This window comes from Telmatocola sphagniphila (assembly GCF_018398935.1).
Lineage (GTDB): Bacteria > Planctomycetota > Planctomycetia > Gemmatales > Gemmataceae > Telmatocola > Telmatocola sphagniphila.
Window position 1 is genome coordinate 4,523,348 of the sequence record NZ_CP074694.1, and the last position, 25,033, is coordinate 4,548,380.

The 25,033-nt window shown below is 52.0% G+C and carries 17 protein-coding genes and 1 pseudogene; 5 read left to right on the forward strand and 13 right to left on the reverse strand.

Annotation, left to right across the window (positions count from 1 at the left end):
• Positions 1-88 precede the first annotated feature (88 nt).
• From KIH39_RS18140 to KIH39_RS27225, 3 genes and pseudogenes are all read right to left on the reverse strand, one after another.
• Positions 89-892, reverse strand: a complete 804-nt coding sequence (locus KIH39_RS18140; RefSeq protein WP_213494643.1) for a DUF1559 family PulG-like putative transporter — start codon at positions 890-892, stop codon at positions 89-91.
• Positions 893-1,155: 263 nt separating this feature from the next.
• Positions 1,156-2,610, reverse strand: coding sequence for an IS66 family transposase (gene tnpC / locus KIH39_RS18145; protein WP_213494599.1), 1,455 nt, complete (start codon positions 2,608-2,610; stop codon positions 1,156-1,158).
• A 184-nt stretch (positions 2,611-2,794) separates the two neighbouring features.
• Positions 2,795-3,355, reverse strand: a pseudogene (locus tag KIH39_RS27225) (DUF1559 family PulG-like putative transporter); the annotation flags it as partial.
• Between the two features lie 271 nt (positions 3,356-3,626).
• On the opposite strand from KIH39_RS27225, the gene KIH39_RS18150 reads away from it, so the two are divergent.
• Complete coding sequence (locus tag KIH39_RS18150; RefSeq protein WP_213494645.1) at positions 3,627-4,358, forward strand: helix-turn-helix transcriptional regulator; 732 nt, start codon at positions 3,627-3,629, stop codon at positions 4,356-4,358.
• 103 nt (positions 4,359-4,461) lie between these two features.
• Positions 4,462-4,929, forward strand: coding sequence for a DUF6036 family nucleotidyltransferase (locus tag KIH39_RS18155; protein ID WP_213494646.1), 468 nt, complete (start codon positions 4,462-4,464; stop codon positions 4,927-4,929).
• 152 nt (positions 4,930-5,081) lie between these two features.
• On the opposite strand, the gene KIH39_RS18160 is transcribed toward KIH39_RS18155, so the two are convergent.
• Positions 5,082-5,471, reverse strand: a complete 390-nt coding sequence (locus KIH39_RS18160; RefSeq protein ID WP_213494647.1) for a hypothetical protein — start codon at positions 5,469-5,471, stop codon at positions 5,082-5,084.
• 284 nt (positions 5,472-5,755) lie between these two features.
• Positions 5,756-6,085, reverse strand: a complete 330-nt coding sequence (locus tag KIH39_RS18165) for a TfoX/Sxy family protein (protein ID WP_213494648.1) — start codon at positions 6,083-6,085, stop codon at positions 5,756-5,758.
• Between the two features lie 506 nt (positions 6,086-6,591).
• On the opposite strand from KIH39_RS18165, the gene KIH39_RS18170 reads away from it, so the two are divergent.
• From KIH39_RS18170 to KIH39_RS18180, 3 genes are all read left to right on the forward strand, one after another.
• Positions 6,592-7,503 carry a DUF1559 domain-containing protein gene (locus tag KIH39_RS18170; RefSeq protein ID WP_213494649.1) on the forward strand — a complete coding sequence of 304 codons (912 nt, stop codon included), beginning with the start codon at positions 6,592-6,594 and terminating at the stop codon, positions 7,501-7,503.
• Positions 7,504-7,531: 28 nt separating this feature from the next.
• The gene (locus KIH39_RS18175) at positions 7,532-7,963 is read left to right on the forward strand and encodes a hypothetical protein (protein ID WP_213494650.1); all 432 of its coding nucleotides are present in this window, start codon (positions 7,532-7,534) and stop codon (positions 7,961-7,963) included.
• A gap of 192 nt (positions 7,964-8,155) precedes the next feature.
• Positions 8,156-9,439 carry a DUF1501 domain-containing protein gene (locus tag KIH39_RS18180; RefSeq protein WP_213494651.1) on the forward strand — a complete coding sequence of 428 codons (1,284 nt, stop codon included), beginning with the start codon at positions 8,156-8,158 and terminating at the stop codon, positions 9,437-9,439.
• 148 nt (positions 9,440-9,587) lie between these two features.
• On the opposite strand, the gene KIH39_RS18185 is transcribed toward KIH39_RS18180, so the two are convergent.
• The 8 genes from KIH39_RS18185 to KIH39_RS18220 form a co-directional block, all read right to left on the reverse strand.
• Positions 9,588-10,712, reverse strand: coding sequence for a tetratricopeptide repeat protein (locus KIH39_RS18185; protein WP_213494652.1), 1,125 nt, complete (start codon positions 10,710-10,712; stop codon positions 9,588-9,590).
• A gap of 491 nt (positions 10,713-11,203) precedes the next feature.
• Entirely contained in the window at positions 11,204-16,732 is a 5,529-nt protein-coding gene (locus tag KIH39_RS18190) for a hypothetical protein (RefSeq protein WP_213494653.1), read from the reverse strand.
• A 79-nt stretch (positions 16,733-16,811) separates the two neighbouring features.
• Positions 16,812-18,485 carry a PilW family protein gene (locus KIH39_RS18195; RefSeq protein ID WP_213494654.1) on the reverse strand — a complete coding sequence of 558 codons (1,674 nt, stop codon included), beginning with the start codon at positions 18,483-18,485 and terminating at the stop codon, positions 16,812-16,814.
• Positions 18,486-18,696: 211 nt separating this feature from the next.
• The gene (locus KIH39_RS18200) at positions 18,697-19,953 is read right to left on the reverse strand and encodes a type IV pilus modification PilV family protein (RefSeq protein WP_213494655.1); all 1,257 of its coding nucleotides are present in this window, start codon (positions 19,951-19,953) and stop codon (positions 18,697-18,699) included.
• A 43-nt stretch (positions 19,954-19,996) separates the two neighbouring features.
• The gene (locus KIH39_RS18205) at positions 19,997-21,172 is read right to left on the reverse strand and encodes a type II secretion system protein (protein WP_213494656.1); all 1,176 of its coding nucleotides are present in this window, start codon (positions 21,170-21,172) and stop codon (positions 19,997-19,999) included.
• Positions 21,173-21,175: 3 nt separating this feature from the next.
• On the reverse strand, positions 21,176-22,375 hold the full coding sequence (locus tag KIH39_RS18210; protein WP_213494657.1) for a type II secretion system protein: 1,200 nt from the start codon (positions 22,373-22,375) through the stop codon (positions 21,176-21,178).
• Between the two features lie 86 nt (positions 22,376-22,461).
• On the reverse strand, positions 22,462-23,586 hold the full coding sequence (locus KIH39_RS18215; protein WP_213494658.1) for a type II secretion system protein: 1,125 nt from the start codon (positions 23,584-23,586) through the stop codon (positions 22,462-22,464).
• Positions 23,587-23,669: 83 nt separating this feature from the next.
• Complete coding sequence (locus tag KIH39_RS18220) at positions 23,670-24,908, reverse strand: type II secretion system F family protein (protein WP_213494659.1); 1,239 nt, start codon at positions 24,906-24,908, stop codon at positions 23,670-23,672.
• Positions 24,909-25,033: the final 125 nt, after the last annotated feature.

A 25,033-nucleotide genomic window follows, 5' to 3' on the forward strand; every position in this document is an offset into this window, starting at 1 on the left:
GCCTTGGCGAGCGGTTGGGAACATGGCGTAACCTCGATACCATGGCTGACCAATTTGAAACTATTGCTGATTGGCGAAAGAGTTTTTATCAATTCGAATTCCAATCAATTTCCTCTCCACCGTCGATGGTGATGGCCGCGGCAATTATCCGAGGATCGCAATCAAACCGAATTGATCGAAATGAACCATCCACTAGGAGAGTGTGCAGAGTCTGATGGTTGCTAAAAATCGGCCTTCCTTCGCCGAGAAGCGGGAGATCGGTAGTATCAAAACCTCGCAGGTTAGATGGCCCGCCTTGAGCCCAGGTGCCGTTATGACTGTGCAAGTCCATTAAAGTTATAGTATTTGAAGCACCATCTTTGATCATTTCAAGAGTGGTCAAACGATCAAAACCCATGAAGCCGTTTCCTGCAACTCCGGGTGGACGAGATGCAGCATCGACTCCAATTCCGGCCATGCTCACGTAAGTCGTGATCGCGCTGGCGTTATTTAATCTTGTATACGTCGGGCAGAGATAAATTCCAATTAGTCGATTAAGTAAAGAATAATTGCCACCATAATTTTTTGTTAAATCCAATTGCGCAAATAATTCCTGTTCTTCGACGTAGGGAAGTAATGCTACCATCCAACTGAGGCGTTCTTCCGGCTCGTTGCCAAATCCCATGCAACCTGTGGGAAAATATTGCTTCAACGAATCGTTGGAATTCGAAGCCTCATGAAAATTACTTAGGGCCAGCCCAATTTGTTTGAGATTATTGGCACACTTCATCCTTTCCGCAGGGATTCGAACATTGCGAACACTCGGTAGAAAGAGTCCAATCGCAACTAAGACAATTCCCAGTAAAACTAAGACTTCAATCAGACGGAATCCTTGACGGGCGGTTGGGAACATGTGGTATCCTCACGCGAGATATTTTATCAAGCTCACCAGTTGAATAACCAAGAATGATCATACCTCGTAAGTAACATCCTCTCCAAATAATTCCTTGCAGTCAGCTTACGGCCGAGGTCGGCATTCCTGAATCGAGTACCAATCTATTGTCTCACCACCTGCGATTGTAATCAAAGCGGAGAGTACTTCTGGATTGCAGTCAGACCGCAGAGAATGAACAGTACCATCGCACATCCCGACAACAATAGATTTTCCGTAATCTTTCACTCTCCTGAACTGAGCTTCACGGGTAGAGCAGGTAGTTTCCCTGTAAGCGTGTAGGTGCGGAGGGCCGATTCGGTCTCCTTTAAAGGATCCAGGTCCCGTAACTTCAGGGTGCGATAAATGCTCATCAGAATGCTTCGCGTCCGAGCCCCCTGCTGGCTGTAACTGCCGAAACTGACTTTCCGCATCATCACGCCCGGTCGGATTTCTCGCTCCCCCTTATTGTTGCTCTTGGGCACTCCCTCTATTTCCAGAAACGTTAATAGATCGTCGCCGTAATCGAACAAACGCTTGGCCAATCTCCGGGCGTGGCGGTTCGTCCACGGTCGCACCGCCAAATCGGTGATCCGCGTCTTAAGCCGCAGCAATCGGCTGTCGTAGCTCTCCTGTTGCAACTCTTCGATACCCGCCTCCAAACGCACGGCATCGGCGTAAATCCGCCACAGTTTCTTGCAGAATTCTGGCCAATCCTCGCCGCTTTCAGAGCCTTCATCGACCGCCGTCAAATCCCGCAACAAGTGAGGCCAACACTTCTGACGCTTCTGGGTCACGATGTCGTACGCTTTCCAGAAGTCGCTGACCAGAACGCCCTGGAAGGCTTCCGTGAAGAAGACCTTCAAGGCCTCGTGACCCCGCTTGGGGTGAATCCGATAATAGGTCGCATCGTCCCGCGCAAAACACCACAGCCAGGACGTCACTCCTTCGGTTCGCCAGCCGGTCTCATCGGCGTGCAGGACGCCGGCCAAAAGGCATTCGCGGTGAATCTGCTCGTACCAGGGTTCGAGTACCTCGGCCAGACGGTGCCAGATTTCGGTCAAGCCGCCCGCGCTGAGTTTCATCTGAAGGTGGCCGTTGAAGACCTCCAGGATCTGACTCGTCGTGGTACCCAGTCCGTAGTGCAGCCAGGCCGACAGGACCGTAGTTCGATGGCCCAGCTGACAGCCTGGCAGAGCGTCGGGAACAACCGGTTCGACCTGCTTTTTGCACTTGGGACACCAGTCGCGATGAATCGTGTGTTCGGTCGTCTGAGCGTGCAAATCGTCGGGAATATCTTCGATGATCCTTAGGCGTTGGCGGTCGGTGCGTTGCAGAGCTCCCTGGCAGCAGGGACAGACCTCCAGTTGGTGGGTCTGGCGTTTATCGATGCGGGTGGGAATTGGGCGATAATGACCGTCGTGTCCAGGCTTGGGGCCGGCTTTTCCCTTCTTTTTCTTGGGATTCGCATTCGGCTTTAAGTAGGGAGCGATGGATCCCGAGGGAGTGTTTGGCCCCAGAGGTATCGTGCCTGCAGCGACCGCGACGCTCAGTTGGAGCAACAGAAACTGCAATTCCAGGGGATCTCGATGAACGAATTCCCGAGCTTGTTCCGACGTCAGCTTTCCGCTTCGGAACGCTAAAAGGAAAGCGGGATCGAGAACGGGAGTTTCCGTCGAAGTTGGAATCGCAGAAGCCATGACGAAGTGATAGCAAATCGCAATCCCTCGCGCAAGACCAGTTCAGGGAAGTGAAAGGTTTCGATTTTCCAACATGCTCGAAGAACGGTCTTTTATCGCCAGCTAGAGGCAAATCGACTGGATCGAAACCCCGCAAATTCGAGCAACCTCCCTGAGCCCAGGGACCAAGGTTACTGTGAGATTCCATCAATAGGATCGTATTCGAAAGCCCATCCTTTATCATTTCGAAGGTACAGGAGCGGTCGAAACCCATGACGCCGTTTCCGGCAGCACCTTCGGGCCGCAGTGGTGCATCGAGTCCGATCCCAGCCATCGCATAGTAATTAGATAATGGACTTGGTTTGTTCTCGGTTGCGAACGATGCGCAAAGAAAAGTCTTCAGTGGAACATCAAGTAATGCTTTATTGCCGACATACCCTTTGTCGAGTTGAACTCGGTTGTACATATTTCCCTGATCCAGGTAGGGCAGCAAAGTGACCATCCAGCTGAGACGATCCTCCGGCTGATCTCCCAATCCAGAGCAGCCGATCGGAAATCTTTTTTTAGAGGATTCATTGGATGCTTGACATGCGAATTCATTCATGGCTATCAAGAGTCTTTTGAAATTGTTCTGACAACTCGATTTCTCAGCGGCGCCTCGAATATTCCGGAGCTTAGGCAAGAACAATGCCATGGCAAAAAGCAGAATTCCGACGACCACGATTACTTCAATCAGACGGAATCCTTGACGGGCGGTTGGGAACATGGCGAAACCTCAACTAACGGTGTAGACTGGTTGTACTTTAACGAAATCAGAGAGGGTTGTCACGGGAAAGTTCAAAACGAGACGAAGCCCGTTCAACGTGTGCAACGGCGGCACACATTTGAACCGGCTTCTTCACCGCGATTCGGAATTCGCTATCTCAATTTCCGTCAAATAAACTTGCAGTTTGTCACACTTGGGGTTAAAGTAACAGCAATGCAAATGTTCAATACAGAACATTTTGTTCTCATTAGAACTGATCGAATCTGTGGCCATGTCTGAGAAATCTCGTCGCTTCTTCGGTGAAATTCTTAAGGAGGAACGACTGCGCGCCGGCCTAACCCAAGCTGGACTCGCTCGACAATCCCAAGTCCATCGGCTCAAAATAGTTCGAATCGAAACGGCCGAATACTCCCCGGTTTGGGAAGAACTTTTGCAACTGGCTGCAGCGCTACGAGTACCAATTCAGAAATTCATCACTGGTAAAACAAGGCCCCCGGGCGGTCTGAAGGGAATAGCACAGGAGCTTTATCAACTCGGGATCAAAGATTATGTGGTAGAAGGAGCTCTGGTGCCGGGAGCCTTCCGTCGAATCGAGGAAGTAATTGCCTTGGTCTTACGGGGTGATCGCCCGGATTCCCGGATCGTGGATGCTCTACCGCTAGTCCTGGCCAATCAGGAACTGAATATCGGATTAGCTTTTGCTTTCGCAAAACTCTACGATCGACGCGTGCGGGTGAGACTCGCCTGGTTGTGCGATGTCACAATCGCGCTGAGTCGACTTCCTGATTTTCCAATTCCGATTTCTTACCCCGAAGTGTTAGAGAAAATTACGAAGCGCGTGAAGAAGCCTACCGAGCCAGACGATTTAGGACTGGCGGGCAAGCAAAGAGTGAGCAGTCCGATTTGGAGACGCTGGAACATCACCTACGCAGGAACGATGGAGAGTTTTCAAATTCGATTGAGAGAGCTAACTGCCAGGGAGACTAAAGGGGAAAGGCTTTGATAGATCGCATACTCCTCCTCCTGAATGCGATGGATGCGGAATTAATACAAACAGCCGCCGGAGCACGACTGAGCCTTTATCATATCGGTAGATCGGCACTGGTTTGGAAGCATGGCTTTCAAGCGGCGACAGAGGATATAGATGTCGTAATGCCCGTGGCGACCAGAGGTTAATTAACGAAGCAATACGCTTATTTGGACGTGGAACACCAAAAGCGAAGGAATACAACCTCTATATCGAGGTTGTTCCCGAAGCCCTGCCACCCGTTGGAGGTGGTTTCTACAAACGTGCGACTGAAGTGAATGGAAAATGGAAGGTAATTCGATTATTTCATCTGGAAGACCACGATTTTGCAGTCACGAAATTGAAGAGATTCTCGCAGAAAGATCAGTCGGATATTCGAGAAATGTGCGATCGTGAGCTCCTTGATCCAAAATTACTGGAAGATCGTCTGGTTGCCGCTTTTCCCTTTAGACATGAAAAGGATGAAGATAAGGGGCGCGAAGCCGCAGAAGAAAATATCAAGATTGTTCTGAATTACCTCCAGGGAGGAGACTGGGCATTGACATAAACCTACTTTAAAGAAGGTCGTGGAATTCTGACAGTTAAAAAAATTGAGGATCTCAACCAGAAGTTCTGAGCCAGCTTGCTCTCAGATATCGACTACTCCCCATTTTTCCGAAGAGTAGTCCGCGTGTATTCAAATACCTTTCAATTCAACTATCAGCTTTTCTCGCGCTTGCCGTCAATCTCGAAATCCCGCTTTTCGCCACCGGCATCCACTGCACCTTTGCCTTTGAGCTTATCGCCGGTGATCGTCAGCTTGTATTCGACCGTAAACGTGTTATCCATAACTTTTCGATCGGCCGTGAAGGTCAGCGTGTTATCTTTGAATTTGACGTCCTTAAGCTTCACATCCTTCTGATCGGCCCAGGAAATGGTTCCCTCATATTTCTCGCCATCCTTCTTGATGGTCAAAGTAGAGGTTCGCTTCATACCGCCGATGTCGTACTCGCACTTCCAGCTACCGACCGGATTGGCCGCCTTGTCATCCTTCGCGCCTACCAGGCTGCAGATCCCGAGGACCAACGCCATTGAGAGAATTGCTTTCATAATCGTCTCCGAAAAATGATGAAAGGTGAACGCCCGACGCGGAAGATCTCCCTTCATCGGCTGACATTCTAGGGATGCCAGCAAGGCTGGTCAGCTTGGGTCGAGGAAGTTGTTAGCAACTGCGAAGTCTACCTCCGCCCAATAATTCAGACTTAAAAAAACAGGAGGTCTCCCCACTTTCACTCCTTCTTGTCCATTCCCGTAACCCCCTATTCGGTCATTCACTCGAAACCGGACGGCTTGGATGCGTGAAGCTTTCCGTAAAAACTCGGAAAGAGAGCCGTTCATTTTTTCGGTAATGTCCGAACGAAATTCAAGGCTTGGTCGATCCATTGCTGCAGCTGATCGTCCTCCTCGACTCCCTCCGGTCCGACCATTACCCAGCCCTTCATCGCTCGACCCGTGATATCGAATTCTCGAACGTGGGATTCCAACAAAGCGTTTTCATATTGATCGGGTCCCAGACGAACGATCAGTGAATCCTTGAGAACCCCGACCAGCATATTACCCTGGAGAAGGAACCCTACGCCGCCAAACATTTTCTTTTCCACGATTCCTGAGGTATGAGTGAGAACCTCGCGGATTCGGATCGCTAGGGACTCGTCATAAGCCATCGGTGTCTCACTTTCGCCAACCGTCTGAATTAAATTATTTTTATCAATGACTGGTTTTCAACGAGTGTTCGAAGAACCGTTTTCTGCCGTGAAATCCTGGCTCGATCGCTGGAAAAATTCGCAGGGTTAATTTCATAGCATCCCATGATCTCAGGCACTTCGCGGATCCCGAATATCGAACCGTTCTTTTTAACTTCCAGAAATCAAAATGGTATGAGACATCCATTATTTCCTAGCCTCAATCTTTTGCACTCAAGCGAACCGACATCCACCTTCGCAAATTATTTTCTATATTTTCATCGAATGAATATTTTTCTCTTGTAAGCAGATAACAAAATGTTATGAATTGTCTTAGTTGATGCGAATTCGAATCAACATTCATTATCTAGCGTTTTAAATTCTTGATTTTTGCGAGCTTTTTTTACTCTCCGTTTTGTTCGCAAAAGACTGCGGCCATCCGAACGTTCTGTTACGTTCTCATCTCTTTTTTTAAGGACGGGCTGAGCATGAAAAATTTCACTTGTAGGTCTCGAAAAAAGGCTTTCACCCTGATCGAACTCCTTGTTGTAATTGCGATTATCGCAATTCTCATCGGACTGCTGTTGCCGGCCGTCCAGAAAGTCCGCGAAGCGGCCGCCCGCATGAAATGTAGTAATAACCTCAAGCAAATTGGTCTTGCCTGCCACAACTACTCAGGGGTTTACGGCTATTTTCCCGCCGGCTACTACAACGGCGCGCTGGATCCGACATTCACCTATACCGGTTGGCAGCTGCAACTGCTTCCCTATCTGGAACAAAATCCCCTGTGGAACAACAGCTATACATGGTTGAAAGCCAATCCGGGCAATACGGACAACAATTCCTATCCTGCCTGCGGTTTTAATATGTCGATGTTCGTTTGCCCTTCCAACACGCGACCCACCACTATCAACTACGGCGGCGTCACCTATGAGATCGAATCCTATATGGGCGTTACCGGAACCAGTAGCAATAATCCGGTTTCTGCAGACGGCATTCTCTATGTGAACGCGAAAGTTGCCTTCACCGATATCACCGACGGCACTTCCAACACAGCCATGGTCGGCGAACGGCCCTGCACGGGCGATCAATACTACGGTTGGGGTTTCGCCCCGTACGGGACCGGAGCGGGAGATGGGGATACCGTTTTGGGTTCCCAGGACGTTGCACTCGCTCTTACCCTGGGCGACGTCGCCACCAACATCGGATTTAAAGCGCCCATTGCACCGCCGAGCAACACGGCCGAAATCGATGGCGCGCACTTCTGGAGCTTCCACACGGGCGGCGGCAATTTCCTGTACGCAGATGGCTCGGTGCACTTTCTGAGCTATAGTATTGCCGGCCCGATCTTCCCCCAGTTGTGCACCCGCAACGGCGGCGAAGTATTCCCCACTCCCTGAGCACCCTTCGAGTCGGAGAAACTTAGACATGCACTGGATATCCTCCTGGCGAACCCTCGGTTTCGCCCTCGCCCTATCGTTGGCCACGTCGGGATGCGGAGTGCCTCACTACGAAGTTACTGGCAAAGTTACTTATAATGGAGCTCCGTTAGCGAAATCGGGCGGCAAAATCGTCTTCGTGGGCTTCAACGGAGATCAGGCGGCGGCTGATATTGCCGAAGACGGGACCTACAAAGCCCCCGGCGTGGTGGCGGGGCCCAATCAGGTGGCGGTCTATTACCCGAATCCGAAAGCCAGCCGCGATAAGTCGACCAAACTGAAACCGGGCGAGTATCGAACCAGTATCCCTCCTCTTCTGACACCGTCAAGTTATGCGGATGCCACAAAGTCGGGGCTGGGCTGTCAGGTCGCCAAGAACGAAACTTTCGACGTCGATATTAAAGGACCTAAAATTCCCTGATCCCCTCGCCTTCCAACAGTCAAAAATGCAACTCGGGCTGAAACCCTCCCCCAGCGGGAAGGCCAGCCCCGACCGCTCCAAATTTCGCCTCGTTTTTCTGCGCTTTTTCCAATTGCACTCCTTCAATATTCGGATTACCATTAATGCATCGCCCCACTCTCCTGCCATGCCTCTTTCTGGAGGTTCTCTTCAATGCTTTCGATTCTGGGTAACACCCACCGCTTTTGCGATCGGCTCCATCGCCGCAATTTTCTGCAAATCGGTGCCTTTGGCGCCGGCCTGACTTTGACCGACATGCTCCGGCACCAGGCCAAAGCCGCCGAACAAAAAAATCGTCCGACCCGACAAAAATCCGCCATCATGATCTACCTGCCCGGCGGCCCGTCGCACATGGACATGTACGACCTCAAACCCAACGCCCCGGCCGAGTTCCGCGGTGAATTCAAACCGATCAAAACCAATGTCCCCGGCATCGAGATCTGCGAGCATATGCCGATGCAGGCGCGGATGGCCGATAAATTTTCCCTCATCCGGTCGCTGGTGGCCGTCGACGAACACTCCGACTCCCAGGTCATGACCGGTTACAGTGAAGCGATCAATCGCGTTGCCTCGCATCCCTCCTTCGGCTCGGTAATTTCGAAACTCCGTTCCGGAACTTCGGACATTCCCCCTTTCGTCAGCTTGCGCGGCATGAGCGTTGGCAACGAGCCGGGCTATCTGGGCGTGGCACACAAAGCGTTCTCCCCCGATGGTCCGGGGCTGCGAAACCTTCAGGTCCAGAGTAACGTGAACCTCGATCGGCTCGATGACCGCAAGAGCCTTCTGACCAGTTTCGATTCGATCCGGCGCGAAGTCGATACCGGCTCGACCATGAAAGGGATGGATGCTTTTGCGGGCCGGGCGTTCGACATGATCTCCTCCGGCCATGTTCGCAAGGCACTCGATCTGACTCAGGAAGACCCTCGGGTTCGCGACCGCTACAAGGGCGTTGAACCCTTCCTGACCGCTCGCCGGCTCGTCGAAGCGGGCGTCGGCTGCGTTACCCTTTCCTACGGCAGCTGGGACACGCATAGTGGTAACTTCAAAACGCTCAAGACTCAACTCCCCAACCTCGACCGGGGATTGGCGAATCTGATTCAGGATCTGCACGACCGCGGGATGGAAGACGATGTGGTCACTGTGATGTGGGGCGAGTTCGGCCGAACTCCCAAAATCAACACGACCGATGCCGGACGCGATCACTGGTCGCCAGTTATGTCGGCCTTCGTCGCGGGTGGCGGCCTGAAGATGGGACAAGTCATCGGCTCTTCCAGCGATCGCGGGGAACGACCCAAGGACCGACCGCTACGAGTTCCCCAAGTGCTCTGCACTCTGTACCAGGCTATGGGAATCGATCCAGCTCTCACCTTCCCCAATGGGGCCGGCCGACCGATGTATATTCTCGATGATCGCGATCCGATAAACGAATTGATCTGATTGGAGCGATCAGCGAATAAATATTAGCATCGTTACAGATTTTAAGACTTAAACTGGGCTGAATTCTCTGACTGCTGACGGCTAATAAAAAAATCAACCCGCGCGACCGGCACACAAAAGTCGCGCGGGTTTTTTCGTGAAATGAGTGTTACTTGCCCTTCGGCAACGGCAGCACTTCCGGCTCATTCGCCGCCGGGGGTTGGGCCGGTTGTGCTTGCGGCGGTTCCAGGTTCGGTTTCGGCTTATCCGATTTCGTTTTCAGAGTCTTAAGCATCTGAGCCGCCAGCAGATCGTTCGGCTGCATCTTCACGACTTTTTCCAGCATCTGCGAAGCCTGCTCCGGATAGTTCAACACCAGGTAGTGGTACGCCAACAGGAACGCGGCTGCTGGTTCCGTGGGATGATCGATCCGGTATTTTTCGAGATCGCGTAGCTGTTGCGTGTACGTTTCGGGATCGGCGTAGAGGCTTCGCAGCGTATCCCAGTCCCAACCAGGACCCGCCGCCAGGACGGTGTAAACGGTGGCCGCCGATTGCTTGTAATCTTTGAGAGCAAACAGGCTCAGAGCACGGAATTCGTGCAGAATCGGATCGCGCGGAATCTCTTTGATCGCGGCCTCGTTAATATCCAGAGCTTTCTTGTACTCGCCGGCTCGGAACAATTCTCGAGCTACCTGGAAGATGCGAATGCCGCTTTGCCCGGATACCGAATTCGCCACGGGTGCCTCTGCGGGCGGCAGAATGGGCCGGGAGTAATCGTAGGCAGGCTCGGCCGGTTGGATGTTATACGTAGTGGGATTTATGTAGTACGGGTTGGAGTAATAGTAAGAGGCCACACCCCCCCAGGGTAAAAGCGGCGCGAAACCATAACCGTAGTAGCCCCAACCCCAACCGTAATTCCACCAGGGCCAGTAGCCGTGCGACCAGTAGCTGTGATAGTTGTAATCGTACCAGCCGCGGGTGCCGGGCCGGGCATAGACGTTGTTGACGAAAGCCGGCCGATCGGCTCGGAAGCCGCCGACATAACTGGGGTTATAAGCCGAGCCGTAGTAGCGATTGGTTCCGAAGCTGGATGCGTAGGAAGAATGATACGCGCCGCCGTAATTGGAGTAGCTGGAGAAAGCGGGCCGGGAAATACTCGAAAAACTGCCGCCGCGAACTCCGCCGCCACTAAACCCGCCACCGGCGTGGCCACCGCCGCCGCGTTGAGCCTGAGCAGAAGAAGCGGATAAGGACAGAGCCGTTAGAGCGGCTAACAGGATGAGTTTTTTCATTTGAACCTCCCCTAGAAGCTAAGGGAATCCATTCCAGTGGTATTATATACCGGAATTTATTGCGCTGTTTACAATTCAAGCTCCGGCTGCAATTTAGGGGGGTCTCTAACGGACAGTTCGAGCGGATTTTTTCAGGGTTTTCCCGTAAAGGTCATCAGATCATCAATTTTCACATAGTGGAAACGGCGATTTTGATGACCTTGATTCGAAAAACGCCGGTTTTTATTGGAAATCGAGTTCGCATGGCGTATCGCACTGCGGTGCAAATTTTTTTCAGAGCGAGACGGGTTTCGCTCTCTGGGGGACTATGTGCGGGAGACGGGGGAGATCGGCCGCCAGACCGCCCGCTCATAGCCATTATGAGTGGGTTCGGAAGAAACTCCAGCTGCGTTGCCGAGAGAAATAGGGCTTTGAAGGACATAACCAAATAAAAGAGGCGTGGTCTTCCGTACGAACGGAGGACCACGCCTTGGTTTTTTTAGAGCTATCGACTACCGGATCTGCGTCGCATAGCGGATGACGTCCGTATACGGCGAGGCCTGGTAGTTGAAGTACTTGGTCTGCGGCCCCGGGTTGGCGTAGAAGGAGGGCTCGACAGCGCCAATTACCGGGAAGACTGCGATGCTCTCGCCCGGGTAGTGTTTATTCTTAGTACGAATCGTCAACCGGTAAGGAGCGGGTTGAGGAGTGGAACTGGCATTATTTGTTGCGCCAAGACCCGACATGAATCCTTGCACAACATTAGTAGCTCCATTATAGCCGATCGTAATAAACTCTTCGTTGGGCGTTCCCGCTCCAATCAAGATGGAGGTTCCTTGTGTAGTGCTGGTTTGCGACTGGATTTTCCAGGGTCGGCCATCGTACTCGCCCGAGAGCGATTTGATGACATAATGATTACCACTGAAAGCATCAACTAATGGCATCAAATCGGTATTCCCGGAGATGGTTGAGGGATAGACGAAGCCCGGAATGCTACAGGTGTACTGGAAGTAGGACGTACCATTCACACTGGTTGGCGTATAGGGATCCTGGTTTGGGGATGGGTCGGGTTGAAAATCGAACAGCACCGGCGCCGAGGCCTGTGGCTGAGAGCCGGCTACGGCTGAGTAGGTAGCTAAGTTCGAACGGTCGACGACCGAGAAGAATTTGTGTCGAACGACTGTTCCATCTTTTGAGCCGAGCTCTTTACCCAATCGGGGACGATTCGAAGGTGTATAAGGCCCATCGTTTTCGACCTCGAAGTAGCCGACTGTACACCAGACCGCGAAGGTATTACTGCGGGTGGTAAGGTTATTCATGGCCTTAATCAGCATTTCATGGTTCATATACGGATGGAATTGATCGGTGATAAACAACGGTTGGTTACCGACCGGGTTTGGTGCATTCGTATTGACCTGAAGAGGGTTGCCCCACAGGAATGTATTTTGAATACCGCTATTATTGCGATAATAGAAGTTTGTGGCATTCGTATGGGCAGTATAAATCGGAAGCCCTGGCGGCATGAAAGCCCGGTCATTTCGAGAGAAATTACCCGGCTGGATATTGGTGGAAGACTCACCGGGCCAACGATATTTCTGTATAGCAGTCCAGGCATTCGTAACATCGCTATTCACACCGTTCGCATCGATATAAGTGAACGTGTTAGCATCACTGCCGGACACAACTGCTTTTAGGATCGTCGGGTCGTAAATTGTGTTGATATTCACTTTGCCTGGCGTGCGTCCGCCATAGGGAATACCGCGAACGCGAGTCTTTGTCTCCAGCAACGCAAGCGCCCGGAACAGGCGAACTTGATCGGCCACGAAAAAGTTCGTGTCGTTTGGATCCGGTTGGACGGTACCCGTGGGATCATTGAAAGCCGGTTCCATATCGGTCCAAGGTGCCAAGTGCATCATTCTCTGCGATCGCATAGCGGCGGCAGTACCGGCCGCAGTCGATTTACTATTTACTCGACTCGGTTGATACGTGTTGTTACTCCAGTGGAATTGATTTGTAACGCGATGATTCGAGTAAGCGCACACCGTCAACAATTCCGCTGGGGAGATCAACGGCCGATCCAGGTGAGTATACCAATCGTAATTTGCGGACAGATTCTGGTTCCCATTCTTCAGGGTTAAAGAAGGAGACAGATACCTTTGCGGGGGAGGATAGTTCACCTGTCCAAAGGTCGAGAGAATATTTGTTATTGCCGGTGGCTGGGTTATGGTGGGACTTACTCCCGCCGGTTTAGCCGCTGGCTGCGGAGTTTGCTGAACGACTGAAGCTATGGCAGTCGGGGCAGCTACCGTTGTCGCTGCCGAAATCGTTGGCGTCCTCGAGTTTGTAGCATCCTTCGCAGGAGCATCGGCATCGGCAACCAGATTCAATAACTGGCTACTCGGTTGATAGCCATCGAGTGGCTGGCGTCGACCTATCGAAAACTGTTGGGCAATGGCTGTATTCGGGATTCTCGTGAAATTTCCCTTGCCGGCACCAACAACTCGATTATCGAAAATGGAATTACCGGCCTGTACGAAATAATCGACGGTTACCCAGGAATTAAGAATCGGATTGACGCCGTTCGGTGCGGGATCCTTAGTCGGATTTGTCGGATCGAAATTATATTGCGGCGCCATCGCCATCCGTTGTAAGACGAATATATAGCGGTTGTTCGCTCCGTTGGTGGTAAGTGCTTGTGTATCCGCGGTAGTAGCGGTCTGATCCATATTAGGTGGATAAGGAGTAGTTCCCCCCAAAACTGAACTTTTCACCTGAACATTCGCTTTTCCAGCACCCATAGTGGGATCGTTAGACATATTGGGAATTAATGTATTGGCCTGTACACCCGCCGCCGTAGCGTACTTGCCCGTGGTAGTATCCGTTTGAGCATCGGGTGGACCGATAACAATATAGTTCTGCTGATCGCTCGTTTGGTCCAGGGGTTCGGCATTGGCAACTACCGGATTTGCCTGGCTCAAGGCCTTGAAAATTTGCTTGAACGGAATGATTTTGACGGTTGATGCAAAGCCATTATTCAAAGCTCCGGTTTGGAGATTGAAAAAGGTTGCATCGAAAACCCTGTGGTCGTAATTTTCGAGAAGACTGACGTAGCCATCCAGCGCCAAATCGGAAGTCGCCTGAATCTTTAAAATTCGATAATAGGTAAAATCTGCTTTGAAGATCGATTGAAGATTTGGCTGGCCATTTTGCGAAACGGGTGCCGTAACCGGACACTTCAGTTCAATCCAGTGCTGGTAAATATACGGCTGAGGTAATGTGGCTTTCCACTGCGTCGTATCATTGGGAGCTTGCGGATTAGCTAGAAAGGGATCCGACGGATCATTTCTAATGTGTGAATAAACTTCGTTAATGACCAGACGCGGGTTTTCCACCCCGAAAATAATTTCCGTTCCACTGACAGCGTCTGTGGCCAAACTGGGGGGTGCCCCAGGATTCGCATCGTAAGCAAAGGTCAGATAATTGGGATCAAACGGATTCAAATTTCGCCAGTTATAGACAGTCATCACATCATCCTGATCGATGTAATCGACGATGTTTACTGCCAACTGGGCTAAATAACGCAGAGAGTTCTGCACCTGGGCCGTATTATAATTGGGTATTGATTGATCTCTTAGTAGTACCTTGCCAGTACCATAGTTAGCGGTCGTAGGTGAAGGCGGATTCGTCCAGATACCAGTCGCCACAACCAGTCGCAGGAAAATGTCGCGGGCAAAGACTTGTCGCTCCTGCATGATCTGCGGAATCAAAGTCTGAGCAATGCCATTCGTGCCCGATGGGAATGGCGTCAATTTTCGATTCAAATCCAGCGCACTGATAATATTCGAGTTGCCCGCACCCCAAAGCTTCGCCTGTACCGCCGACGCTTTGTTCAGAGCACTATAATCCCCGCTTACCGGGTTATAAAGAGTGGGGAAGGCAAACGGTGATAGTGCCCCATCTGGCGTTGTGATGTTCTGGTTAGCGATCTTGAATTGAGTGATCAAACCGCGAGCCAGCGGGTCCACATTATTTCCATAAGTCGTAAACATGTGGTCGGTGCGGCCACTAGCCCACTCGTAGCCGGTGATACCCGGAGTGATCAAATCATTGCTGGTCGGGGTGATTCGGAAACGAGAGGCTGCGGCGGTCGGCAAATTGTAGAGGGAGTTTGGAGCCAGATTGGCGAGATCCGAACGCAGGATGGCATCATTTTCCCCTTTGAGCTTGTAATTCAACCAGCGCACGTCAGAAAAATTGTGCCCATGATTCAATGACCAATTTTGATCGGTCTGGAAGTTCTGCGGTGGCACGCGGAGAGTCAGATAGGGGTTGTGCAAACTCGGATGATAAATCAATTCTGTCGGGTTCACAAAGGTAGGTTGCACGGCGTTATCGGTAATGTTCCACGCTTGGAACTGCGTGGCAGGGAAAGTCGGCGCAGTCATCTTCGGGAGACCCACAACATTAGCGGGGAGTGCGATTTTCTGCGCGGAAGGCACAGGTATTAGTGAGTTTCCACTTTTTTGCAAATCGAGCGCATCATAATCTGCATTGGAATAGAAGATTGCTTTCGGGAAATCGGAAGAGTAATTCCCAGCGAATGTACTCAAATCGAATCCATACGGTTTGCCGATAGCAACATTGCTCAGTTGACCTTGATAAATCGGTGAGCCGCCTGGATCATTACCCACACTGTTAAACTGAGGGGTCTGTGCCATGCTCTGCACCATTCGCCCGGCCGTGTAGGCGGTCGGGGGTCGAGTGATGACATTAAAAGCATCGGCTCGGACGAGTGCGGAATTCGGATCTCCCAATGCTGTGTTGGGATCGATATCCCCCATCGCGATAGCCAGATTTTGCTCCCAAGGGCCCCACCCCTGATTCGAGCGCTGAAGGAAGTCAGGATTACCGTTTTTCGCACTGGCCTGAATCATACTGCCAGCGATATTCGAGTTGATACGGCCATCGAGATCGGTAATGAACATCGCGACCAACGGCTTGTAGTTCTTCCCTCTCCAACGGCGAACCGGCAGATCGATATCCATCCAGAGGCTGTCGTTACCGGGCCCCCCTTCCAGGTTCTGGACATCGCCCGTATACGATCCATCCGCGTTCATGGGAACCGGAGGGAAATTTTTATGGTAATAGTTCGTGGGGCGCAGAATGCGATATTGACCGCGAGGACCAGCTATTGGGTCGCCGCTTGTTCCCCAGAGTGGGTTGGAGGGGTGCAGAACTGGAAGAGTGTTGTTAGTCGGAGCAAAGCCGGTATAAGTGATGCCGTTTGCCTGTGTTTCAAAGTGCCAGGGGCGGAAGAAAGAAGGCATCACGACCTGAGGCGTTCCACTCGCTGTAGAAATCGCGCCTAAATACAAGTGGTTGGTATCGACTGCAGTATAAGGGGCATTTTTTGGCACGTAGATCGCATTGGCCGCAGAGCGGAGTGAATACTGGGCTTGATTACCATTTTGTCCATTGGTGATCCATTCCGGATCACGCTGTGGGAAATAACCGTTTGGATTTGTGCCAAGATAATCCGCCGGATATGGAGAATCTGAGTAGTTGATGTAGTTGTAAGCCCGATCGGAAGCCGTAGCACCTTGCTGGGAAGCATTGGCGTCCGTTATTGAACCAAAAGTCACACCTTCTGGATATCCCAGACCGGCGAAGGGTTGGCCATTGATTGCATTGTAGTTGTACCCATACATATCCCGGGCGAGGCTCCAGCCGCGCAAAGCGTTGTAGCGGCCGACATCGTCTTCCACGTCGTAAATCAGATCGCCAAGCGTCTTATTGAAAATCTCATTCGGGATCGGCGGCGCATCATCGCTCGAACCCCGGTTGGTGATATTCAGACCCGGAGCCACTCCGGTATGTCCGCCAAACTGCGTTTCGCGGGCCTGCCGGGCCGAATTAGCGGCCGATTCCGCATAGAGCACGAAGGTAATGCCGACCACCGCGAACAGCGCCAGCATGGTCACTACGACCAGCAGAATAATTCCGCGACGGCGGGTCGATAGTTTTTTCGTTTGCAGCAACATGGTGAGGGTCTCCCTCTGAAACATTCGCCGGGTTCGGCGATTTAAAGTACTAACACGCGGGGTTCGAAAACCTCTCCGCTTAGACGTCTTGAATAATCGTCACTTGCCGGGCCAGCCCGGCCTTGGCATCCCACACCCGCAGCTTGATCTGCAAGGCGCGAATGCGAATTCGCATGGGCGGCCGATCTTCCCAGGGAACCAGGCAACCCGTCGGCACGTTGTTGGCAGGGTTCGTCTGAAGATCCGTATAAGGATTGCCTGGAACATACGGGGTCGGACTAGGCGGCTCGATGCTGTCGTTATCCCAGTTCACATATTTAAGATTTGGGAACTGGGATGCATTGCCATACCGCGTCCAGGTATCGAAGGTGTAAGCGAACTGCATACCTTCAGGACGATAACGATTCGATGGAAAATTTATGTCCAATGGATTGGGAGGAATCGAAGGTGGATAATTGAAGGATGACGGGTTGGGATTAGTATTAAGTCCTGCATTAGTAACTTGTGTATAAGGAGGCGGATAAGGAAGCGATACCGCAATTGCAGGATAAGGCGGAGTGGGTGGAGGCGCAAAAGAAGAATTTAGATTTCCTGGATGGTAACCGTAGTTGAAACCGTTGTTGTTCCGGCGTGGCAAATAAGTGTAGCGCGGTAGTTCTAAAAACGGCCAGTTTATAGTCGCGTCCGCTGGATCGCTAATCCCGCCGTTCGAGCGATTAAATTGATTTGATCCAACAGGGCCTGTTAGAGGATCTGTGCCGTCTTGCAAAATTGTATGCAGAGGCGTAACTGCGCCGTTTAATGGATTCACTACCGAAGGAATATCGTATATAGCACGAATTTCGAACGAAAGGACCTCTTGCAACAAAGGTTGTGCTAGTGGCTGGTTTGTATTGGGATCTAAAAGATTTGGGATCTGTCTAACTAGATTCGGCTGCGTGGCACCCGAATAATTGCGAGATCCGGCAGGTGTAGTCACCACCGAGTAGAGCGGCATAGTCACATCAGCTGGCGAATTATAATAACCAGTAACTCCACCATTGGCTAATAACGTCTGGCTGATTTCCGGGGCCGAGTAAGCGGACGAGGTCGAAGAATCAATGACCTGTCCCGACACCGGGCTCGGGGCCAAAGTGCTGACACGGCGGTAGAGCGTATAAAGCTGCTCCTGACCGTAGGCGCCCTGAATTGTCTGGTTGGGATTGGGGTAAAGAAAATAGCTCACTTCCCCCCATTTGCTGGCGAACAGACTCGAGGTGCCCAACTCATAAGAACTAAGACTGGTGAGGTTCGAGCCCGGAAGACCGGGCATATTCGCCTGAAAGGCATCTGCGACCGTGGTGCCGCTGCGCTTGACGGTCATGGCCATCTGATGATTGACGGCGCGGGTAACCGGGACATTATCGCTATCGAGACCTTCGCGGATGACACGCGGGGCGTAGATGCGGAAGTAGCCCATTTCTGGCGGGGCCCAGCCGATTTTATCAAGTCGTTGGTCGGACAGATAAGGCCCCGACAATCCCGGCTGAAAACTGCCATCGAAGTGCTGCGAAGCGACATCCCGGCGGATCACGGCCGAGGCGATTCGCAATTTTTCGGCCATCTGACCGGTGGAGCGGAGGATGCGGAAGGCGTCGATACCCGATTGGAAAGCGCCGGTGAGGATGAGCATGATGAACATGCACAAAGCCACCGAGACCAGCATTTCCACCAGGGTGAAACCCCGTCGACCACGTTTAAGGTACTGCTTCATAAGTTAGGTTCCGGGAGGCCTTGATTGCGAGTCATGCCTCGAAACTATCCTACCCCGTCCCGGTGGGGAACAAATGTCCGGGTGGGAGGAGATTGGGACTTAGACGCCGCGTCCGAGGGTCCAGTATCCAGGCCGTCGCGAAATTCCGCAACCCGATACCGTCGCCTCGGACGAAAAAATATCTGCAAAAACCAAATAACCGATGCAATCCTCAAGGAGCGGGAGTGCCGAACGCCGAGATGGTTCCCCGGTCGAATACTTCGGTCACGTTGTCCATCACGATAAGAACCTGCCAGGTGCGGCCATTGGTAAACCGGGCGTAATTATTCGTGCCCGGAATCTGGCCTGGCTGAGGCAAAGGTTTTAATGGAGTTTGAATTTCGATATCCATCGTGCCGCCTGTGGCCGTGGTCGCTTCCTGAACGGAAACCACCCGGTAGAAATCGGCGAACTGCCGCAGATATTGATCGACTGTCGGACCATTCAGAGCACCGCTATGCTCGGTCACGGCGTATTGCGAAGCGTTCATGATCCAAGTGCCGCGCTTGATGGGAGGCCGGGCACCGCTGTAATTCAAAGTCACAATGTTCGAGTTCGAAGTGTAGGCAAGCCCGGCGGTGTTGGGCAGAAGATTTCCATTCGCAGAGACCCCATAGATATATTCCTGATTGGCCACATCAGTGGCCGGTCGACGGCGGAAGACCACAACGTTGAGATTCACTTCATACCGGATATTATTTTTGAGGCGTTGAATCATCCAGCCGTAGTTGTAGTCCCCTTCCCGCTTCACAGGGAAGTAACCTGGTTGTCCTGCGCTATAATTCGGATTACCGGCTCGGCCGACATCGTTGAACGTAAAATCGTCTAGCAGGCTGCAGAAGTTGAGTCGAGTGAAGGGCTGCTGTGAGATCGCTTGAGGTGTGCCATTGGAAGCCGGGAATAAAACATCCCGTCGAGCAATATAGCGGGAAGCGTTGGCACCGCCTCCGGTTAATCCGGCCACCCAAAAGTTCGAATTGATTGTCTGTTGTAGTGCCACGCCAATTGGGTCGAGAAACACCGGCATGCTGGGAACCGTCAGTGTCGTGGGGTCCACGGTGTTAGGAGCAGGAAGTACTGCTCCCTGCCCGGCGGGGGTAGCGGTTGCGTTCGATACGATATACCCGGGAGTAACGCCGGAATTGCGATTATCAAGTGCAGCGATTCCCGGCTGAAGAGTGAAGACTGCGGATTCCGGATTCAATCCCCCATTGCCATTCAACCAGGCGTACTTCCAGAACAGGCGAAACTGTCGATCGGCATTAGCGGCGGCCGTGGCGGTGCGATCGTCCTTCATGGCCTGGGCCATCTGGAGCGCGCCGATAGGGAACAGCGCCATCAGAGCCATCAGGCCGATGGCCAAAATGAATATCGCCACCAGAACCTCGGTGAGGCTGAGAGCGGATCGGCGATGACTTCGCAGTTTCATGATCGAACTCGTATTAATTACCGTTCTTCATCGCGGTATAAAATTACATCCCAGAATCGCCACTTCCATCTAATAGGAAGTAATAAGGATTCCAAACTGGAGAACTTCCTGGTGTCACGTTAACCGGATGGGCTCCGACACTTCCCGTCCGGGAAGCAATTGAAATCAATGTCGGCGAACCGGCCCCTTTTTGAGTGTTGCCATTAAAGGAGTAACCATTATTTGAAGTCCAAGTCCAGCGAACATCATCAATGGAACGAACCCACAGTACAACACGGGGAGCCCCGTTATAAAGCACTTCACCCGAAGCGCCGAAGAGAATGTCGGTGTAATTTGTGCCGGTGAGGCCGCCGTAGTTGAACGGTTCGCTCAAGGCCAGATCGATGCAGATCCCTTTGGGAAGTAGGAGGGGTTGTTCGCCGATGACTGGTTTGGGTTGTCGAAGGATGCGGCACTCGCCATTGCTGAAATAGATCTTTCCATTTACGCCCGCCTGCGGATTATAGGGCGGATTGGGTTGATTAGTAACTGGACTGATATTGAGTTGCCCGGGTGGAATAGAGAAGCCTCCCCCCGTAGGTTGACCCGGAGCGAGGATCAGGTCAATAGCGTTATTATTAGGCGCGGGGCCCGAACCCATCTGCTGTGCCCTAGCTACACCTAGAATTTTGAATCTATAAGTGGTGCCATAGTTTACTTCCAGTGTGTCGCCAGCACCGAAGGGTTGCGGTGTAGTCGCAGTTGGGTTGATGAAACTCCGCCGATCCTGCAGCGGCAGAGGAACACCCGCTTGAGACGGGGTGGGATCCCCGATGGTCGCGATGTAACTTCCCTGAGGAATACCTGCGGGATAGACATCCGGATGATAAATCACGACGGTGCAAGGAGAGCCCGCGGGTACGGTAGGAGTCGCAACCGCAGTTCGCGGCAGGTAAACTTCCGGCTGTTCGAGATATTGAAGTTCGGTAACCAGCGTGGGATTCGTCGGGTCGTTGATCATAAGGCGCACGCCGCGCACCGATTGGTCGCGCACGGCCCGATTCTTGGCGCCGAAGATCCAGCCTTGAACCTGATCGGCCGCACGAGCGGCGGCGCGATTATCGCTACTGGGCACCACCAGGATGGCGAGCGTGGCCAACAGCACCATGATTCCGAGGACCACGAGCAGTTCGACCAGAGTGAAACCGCGCTGGCCCTGTTTGTTGAAACCGGTTCGCATCGATTAATCTCCCCGTTGGCCGGTCCGACGGAGCCGGTAGCTGATGATGTCGTCGTTGGCGATGCTGCGCGATAGCGATTTTGGCGTTGGTTTTGTTTCTTTACACTCATTAATATCATCGGTGTGGTACAGCTTATCCGGACCGGCCGAGAAAATAATCGGACCCATGTTCAGGTTCGGGAATCTATATTGCATAAAGTAACTATTCTGATTAGCGTTAGAATTAGGATTGCCTGATGATGTATAAAAATCTGGCTGTAACGCTTTAAAGATTGTCCCCGAAATATTACCTGTCCAGTTCTCACGCAGTTTACCTTCCGGATCGAGCGGATCGAGAGTTGTTGCTCCGTTTCGCACGAAAGGGGGTGAACTAAGTTCGCCAATGTAGCTATTCGCTGTGAAAGGCAATATCGGATTATTTCGGTTAGGAGGTTGCTGTGGTATCGCTTGATTCCCACCATGTACACCATAAGTACCATACCGACGGAAGCCGATTGGCATCCCCCAAGAATCGATAAAAACAGTATAAGATTTGCCTCCGCGAGATATCACTCCCGTCGAGTTGGCGCCGAAAGTATCAACTGAAGATTCCATACCTCCGCGAGAAGTTGAAAGAATCTGGTATAGCAGTACAGCAGATTCCAGATTAAATACACTATTTGTGGTAATCAATGTATCATCTTGCAAATGGGTTGCACCGATGAGTGCATCCCGATAAGTCTGTTTAGAAAATAATAAAACTTGTGGTAAAGTACCGGTAGCTGGGAGATTAACTGCAGCAACCGTCGCTGGATTAGGAACTGCCGAATAAGTGGTTCCTACACCGCCTACATAAACGTCACTGAACGCGTGAGGAAATTCTTGGAATAGCCGCAGGCGAACCCAGAGAGCTCGGCCTCGAGCGGAATCAAAACCCGACCACTGATTGATCGCGTCTTCCCAGTTATAACCTGGGGTGTAGGGGTTGTTCGGATCGACCATCTGTTCGCGTTTGGCCGTTTCGATTACCGACTTCCACTGCTGATCGAAAGCGGTGCCAATTTTTTCGAGAAGCGTTTCCGTGGCGATGCGCTGCTGCGAGCTCTGCACCCGGAATACGGCCCCAACCACCAATCCCATCAGAAGCGTGATGATGCCGATCACCGTGAGCAGTTCGATCAGGGTGAAGGCCGCTCGGCTTCTGTGCGGATGATTCAGACGCATGGGAAAGTCCTCGCGAAAATCGCCGGTCCGCACAAGCGAACCGGCAGCCAATCCATTTGGCGGAATTCCGCCAGAGTCGCCCGGGATTAAGGAATACCTAACAGTTTGGAGGAGAAGTTCGACACATCGTCGTAACCGTAGCCGGTCGATTGCTGCTGGTAATAGGGGTTGTTGCTCGGCTGCCAAAGTAAACCACCTGGGCCGAATCCGCCCTTCCCGTTGGTAGGATCTTTAATGGCGTACTGACCATCGGTACCGGCACTGATGATCTGGAAGCCGTTGGGCTTCACAAATTTGTTAGTTGAATCGACGTAAGGATTAATCGTATTACTGAATGATCCCGAAGGAGTTGAACAGTAAACTCTCAGGCCACCACCCAAGGAATTTGTGGTCAAGATAGGCAAATAGCCATTGGTTGAAAAATATTTGTTATTACCTGTAGTCAGATCTGCATAATCATTTCCATTACGACTGCCAAAGTAAGCATAAGGAACGTCATACGCATCCAAGAAACCAGGAAAGTAAGATACCTTTCCTACGTTGGGATCGAATTCATGCGAAATTAGCGCAGGATACGGAGTACCGGTAGTCCGGTTACTCAACTTGCCGGCCGGAAAATCGAAGTATGGTTTCTTATAGGTAATCGTCGGCTGACCTCCTGCTGCTATAGCAGGATTCCCAAAAGGATTGGTCGGATCATCCGAAAAACCAAGCCCTGCAGCAGCGAAATTATAATTTCCGCCACCATGCTGAGCATAACCACCCAATAGGAAAACCAACACTTGCGAACCACTAATAACTTGATAATTCGCTCCAGATTGCACCGGTAACCCATTTGATCCGTTAGGACTAGGATTCCAGCGAGGGAACATTTTCTTTAGGAACGATTGACTATCAAGAACCATCTGAGGCATCCACTGAACAGCTGGATTAGGCAAATTCAAAGCAGCTTGATAGGCGGCGCCATAATTCGCCGCAATCACCAAATGCGTCGGCGGCGTTAGATTCCCGTAATCGCTCCGGAACTGCCCGATGGCGTTATCCAGATTGGTGATATCGCTCCGGATACGAGCTTCATAAGCTTTGGTGGTTGCCGCGGAAATCCCGACGAGCAGCAGGCCGACCAGGATGAAGATAATGCTCATGACCACCAGCATTTCCACAAGGGTAAATGCCTTACGAGGGGTCATGGCGTGCGGTCGTGGTTTCATGGCCAAAGTCTCCTGCTTGGTGCTCCCGGCGTCTGGCCGGGGAATCGAACGTCGGGCCCGGCCGCGACGTTCGCCTCTGGTTGCTATTTGCTCAAACCTTCCAGCAGCTTAATCAAAGGTAAGAAGAGCGAGATCACAATCGCCCCGATGATAAAACCTAGCACGACAATCATCAACGGTTCGATCAAGCTGATCAAACTTTTCACGGCCGTGTCGACTTCTTCATCGTAGAAGTCGGCAATCTTATAGAGCATGGAGTCGAGGTCGCCGGTCTCCTCGCCGACCTCCACCATGTTGCAAACCATATCGTCGACGAGCCGGCTTTCCTTCAGGGGTTCGGCAATCGTATCCCCTTCCCGGATCGACTCGTAAACGCGAGTAAACATTCGCTCGAACACGGCGTTATTGGCCGTGTCGCGGACAATACTCAACGCCTCCAATATCGGCACACCGGAGGCCACGAGGGTGCCCAGGGTGCGCATTGTCCGCGCTACAATCGTTTTCTCCACGAGGTTCCCGACGACGGGCACCCAGAGCAGCATCCTATCTAAGGCATATGTACCGGCCCTCGATAGTCGTATGAGTTTTATGAGAAGATAGAGCCCCATGGGGAACATCGGAATCGTCCACCAGTAATCGGCGAACCAGTTCGAGGTATCGATGAGGATCTGCGTGGGCGCGGGCAACTTCATGTTGAATTCTTCGAAGATCTTTTTGAACTTCGGAATGATCGAGATCATGATGAACGTCAAGATACCGACGGCGACCATGATAACCACGGCCGGGTAAACCATGGCGCCGATGATCTTGCGCTTGAGGCTCTGAGCCTTTTCCTTGAAGTCGGCCAGACGCTGCAAGATGATTTCGAGGGCACCGCCGGCCTCTCCGGCACGCACCATATTCACATAGAGACGGTCGAAGCAGCGGGGGTGCTTGGCCATGGCTTCGGACAGGGTGCTGCCCGATTCCACATCGTCCACCACGTCGATGAGGTTATTTTTCAGGGTGCTGGGCTTCATCTGCCGTTCGAGAATTCGCAGGCTGCGGAGCACGGGCAGACCGGCGTCCTGAAGCGTACTGAACTGGCGGGTGAAGGTACAAAGCATCTTGTTGGAGACGCCGCCGATGGTGAAGGTCTTGCGGGATTTACCCGTCTTCTTTTTCTTCTTCGTCTTCGTGTTCACGCCCATGGCGGTGAGCTTCGTGACGAAGTAGCCCATCTGCTTGATTTTCTGTTGCGCCTCTTCTTCGTTCAGCGCATCGATTTCGTCCTTGACTTCGGCACCGGCCGTGTCCAGAGCTTCGAATTTATATGTTGGCATACCGTAAACTCCACCCCTGCGAATGGCTTAGCACTGGACGGGAACGAGGGAGACAAACAATCTTATCCGCGTGCAAGCGAGTCCACATGTCCAAACGGAACAGAATCCCGTGCGAGCGGGCGGTC

Coding starts and splice junctions, on each gene's coding strand:
- KIH39_RS18165 (WP_213494648.1), bottom strand. CDS start 6,085: ATGGCTTATGACGAGTCCCTAGCGATCCGAATCCGCGAGGTTCTCACT.
- KIH39_RS18200 (WP_213494655.1), bottom strand. CDS start 19,953: ATGAAACTGCGAAGTCATCGCCGATCCGCTCTCAGCCTCACCGAGGTT.
- KIH39_RS18205 (WP_213494656.1), bottom strand. CDS start 21,172: ATGCGAACCGGTTTCAACAAACAGGGCCAGCGCGGTTTCACTCTGGTC.
- KIH39_RS18210 (WP_213494657.1), bottom strand. CDS start 22,375: ATGCGTCTGAATCATCCGCACAGAAGCCGAGCGGCCTTCACCCTGATC.
- KIH39_RS18215 (WP_213494658.1), bottom strand. CDS start 23,586: ATGAAACCACGACCGCACGCCATGACCCCTCGTAAGGCATTTACCCTT.
- KIH39_RS18180 (WP_213494651.1), top strand. CDS start 8,156: ATGCTTTCGATTCTGGGTAACACCCACCGCTTTTGCGATCGGCTCCAT.
- tnpC (WP_213494599.1), bottom strand. CDS start 2,610: ATGGCTTCTGCGATTCCAACTTCGACGGAAACTCCCGTTCTCGATCCC.
- KIH39_RS18190 (WP_213494653.1), bottom strand. CDS start 16,732: ATGTTGCTGCAAACGAAAAAACTATCGACCCGCCGTCGCGGAATTATT.
- KIH39_RS18185 (WP_213494652.1), bottom strand. CDS start 10,712: ATGAAAAAACTCATCCTGTTAGCCGCTCTAACGGCTCTGTCCTTATCC.
- KIH39_RS18160 (WP_213494647.1), bottom strand. CDS start 5,471: ATGAAAGCAATTCTCTCAATGGCGTTGGTCCTCGGGATCTGCAGCCTG.
- KIH39_RS18150 (WP_213494645.1), top strand. CDS start 3,627: ATGTCTGAGAAATCTCGTCGCTTCTTCGGTGAAATTCTTAAGGAGGAA.
- KIH39_RS18175 (WP_213494650.1), top strand. CDS start 7,532: ATGCACTGGATATCCTCCTGGCGAACCCTCGGTTTCGCCCTCGCCCTA.
- KIH39_RS18220 (WP_213494659.1), bottom strand. CDS start 24,908: ATGCCAACATATAAATTCGAAGCTCTGGACACGGCCGGTGCCGAAGTC.
- KIH39_RS18195 (WP_213494654.1), bottom strand. CDS start 18,485: ATGAAGCAGTACCTTAAACGTGGTCGACGGGGTTTCACCCTGGTGGAA.
- KIH39_RS18170 (WP_213494649.1), top strand. CDS start 6,592: ATGAAAAATTTCACTTGTAGGTCTCGAAAAAAGGCTTTCACCCTGATC.
- KIH39_RS18140 (WP_213494643.1), bottom strand. CDS start 892: ATGTTCCCAACCGCCCGTCAAGGATTCCGTCTGATTGAAGTCTTAGTT.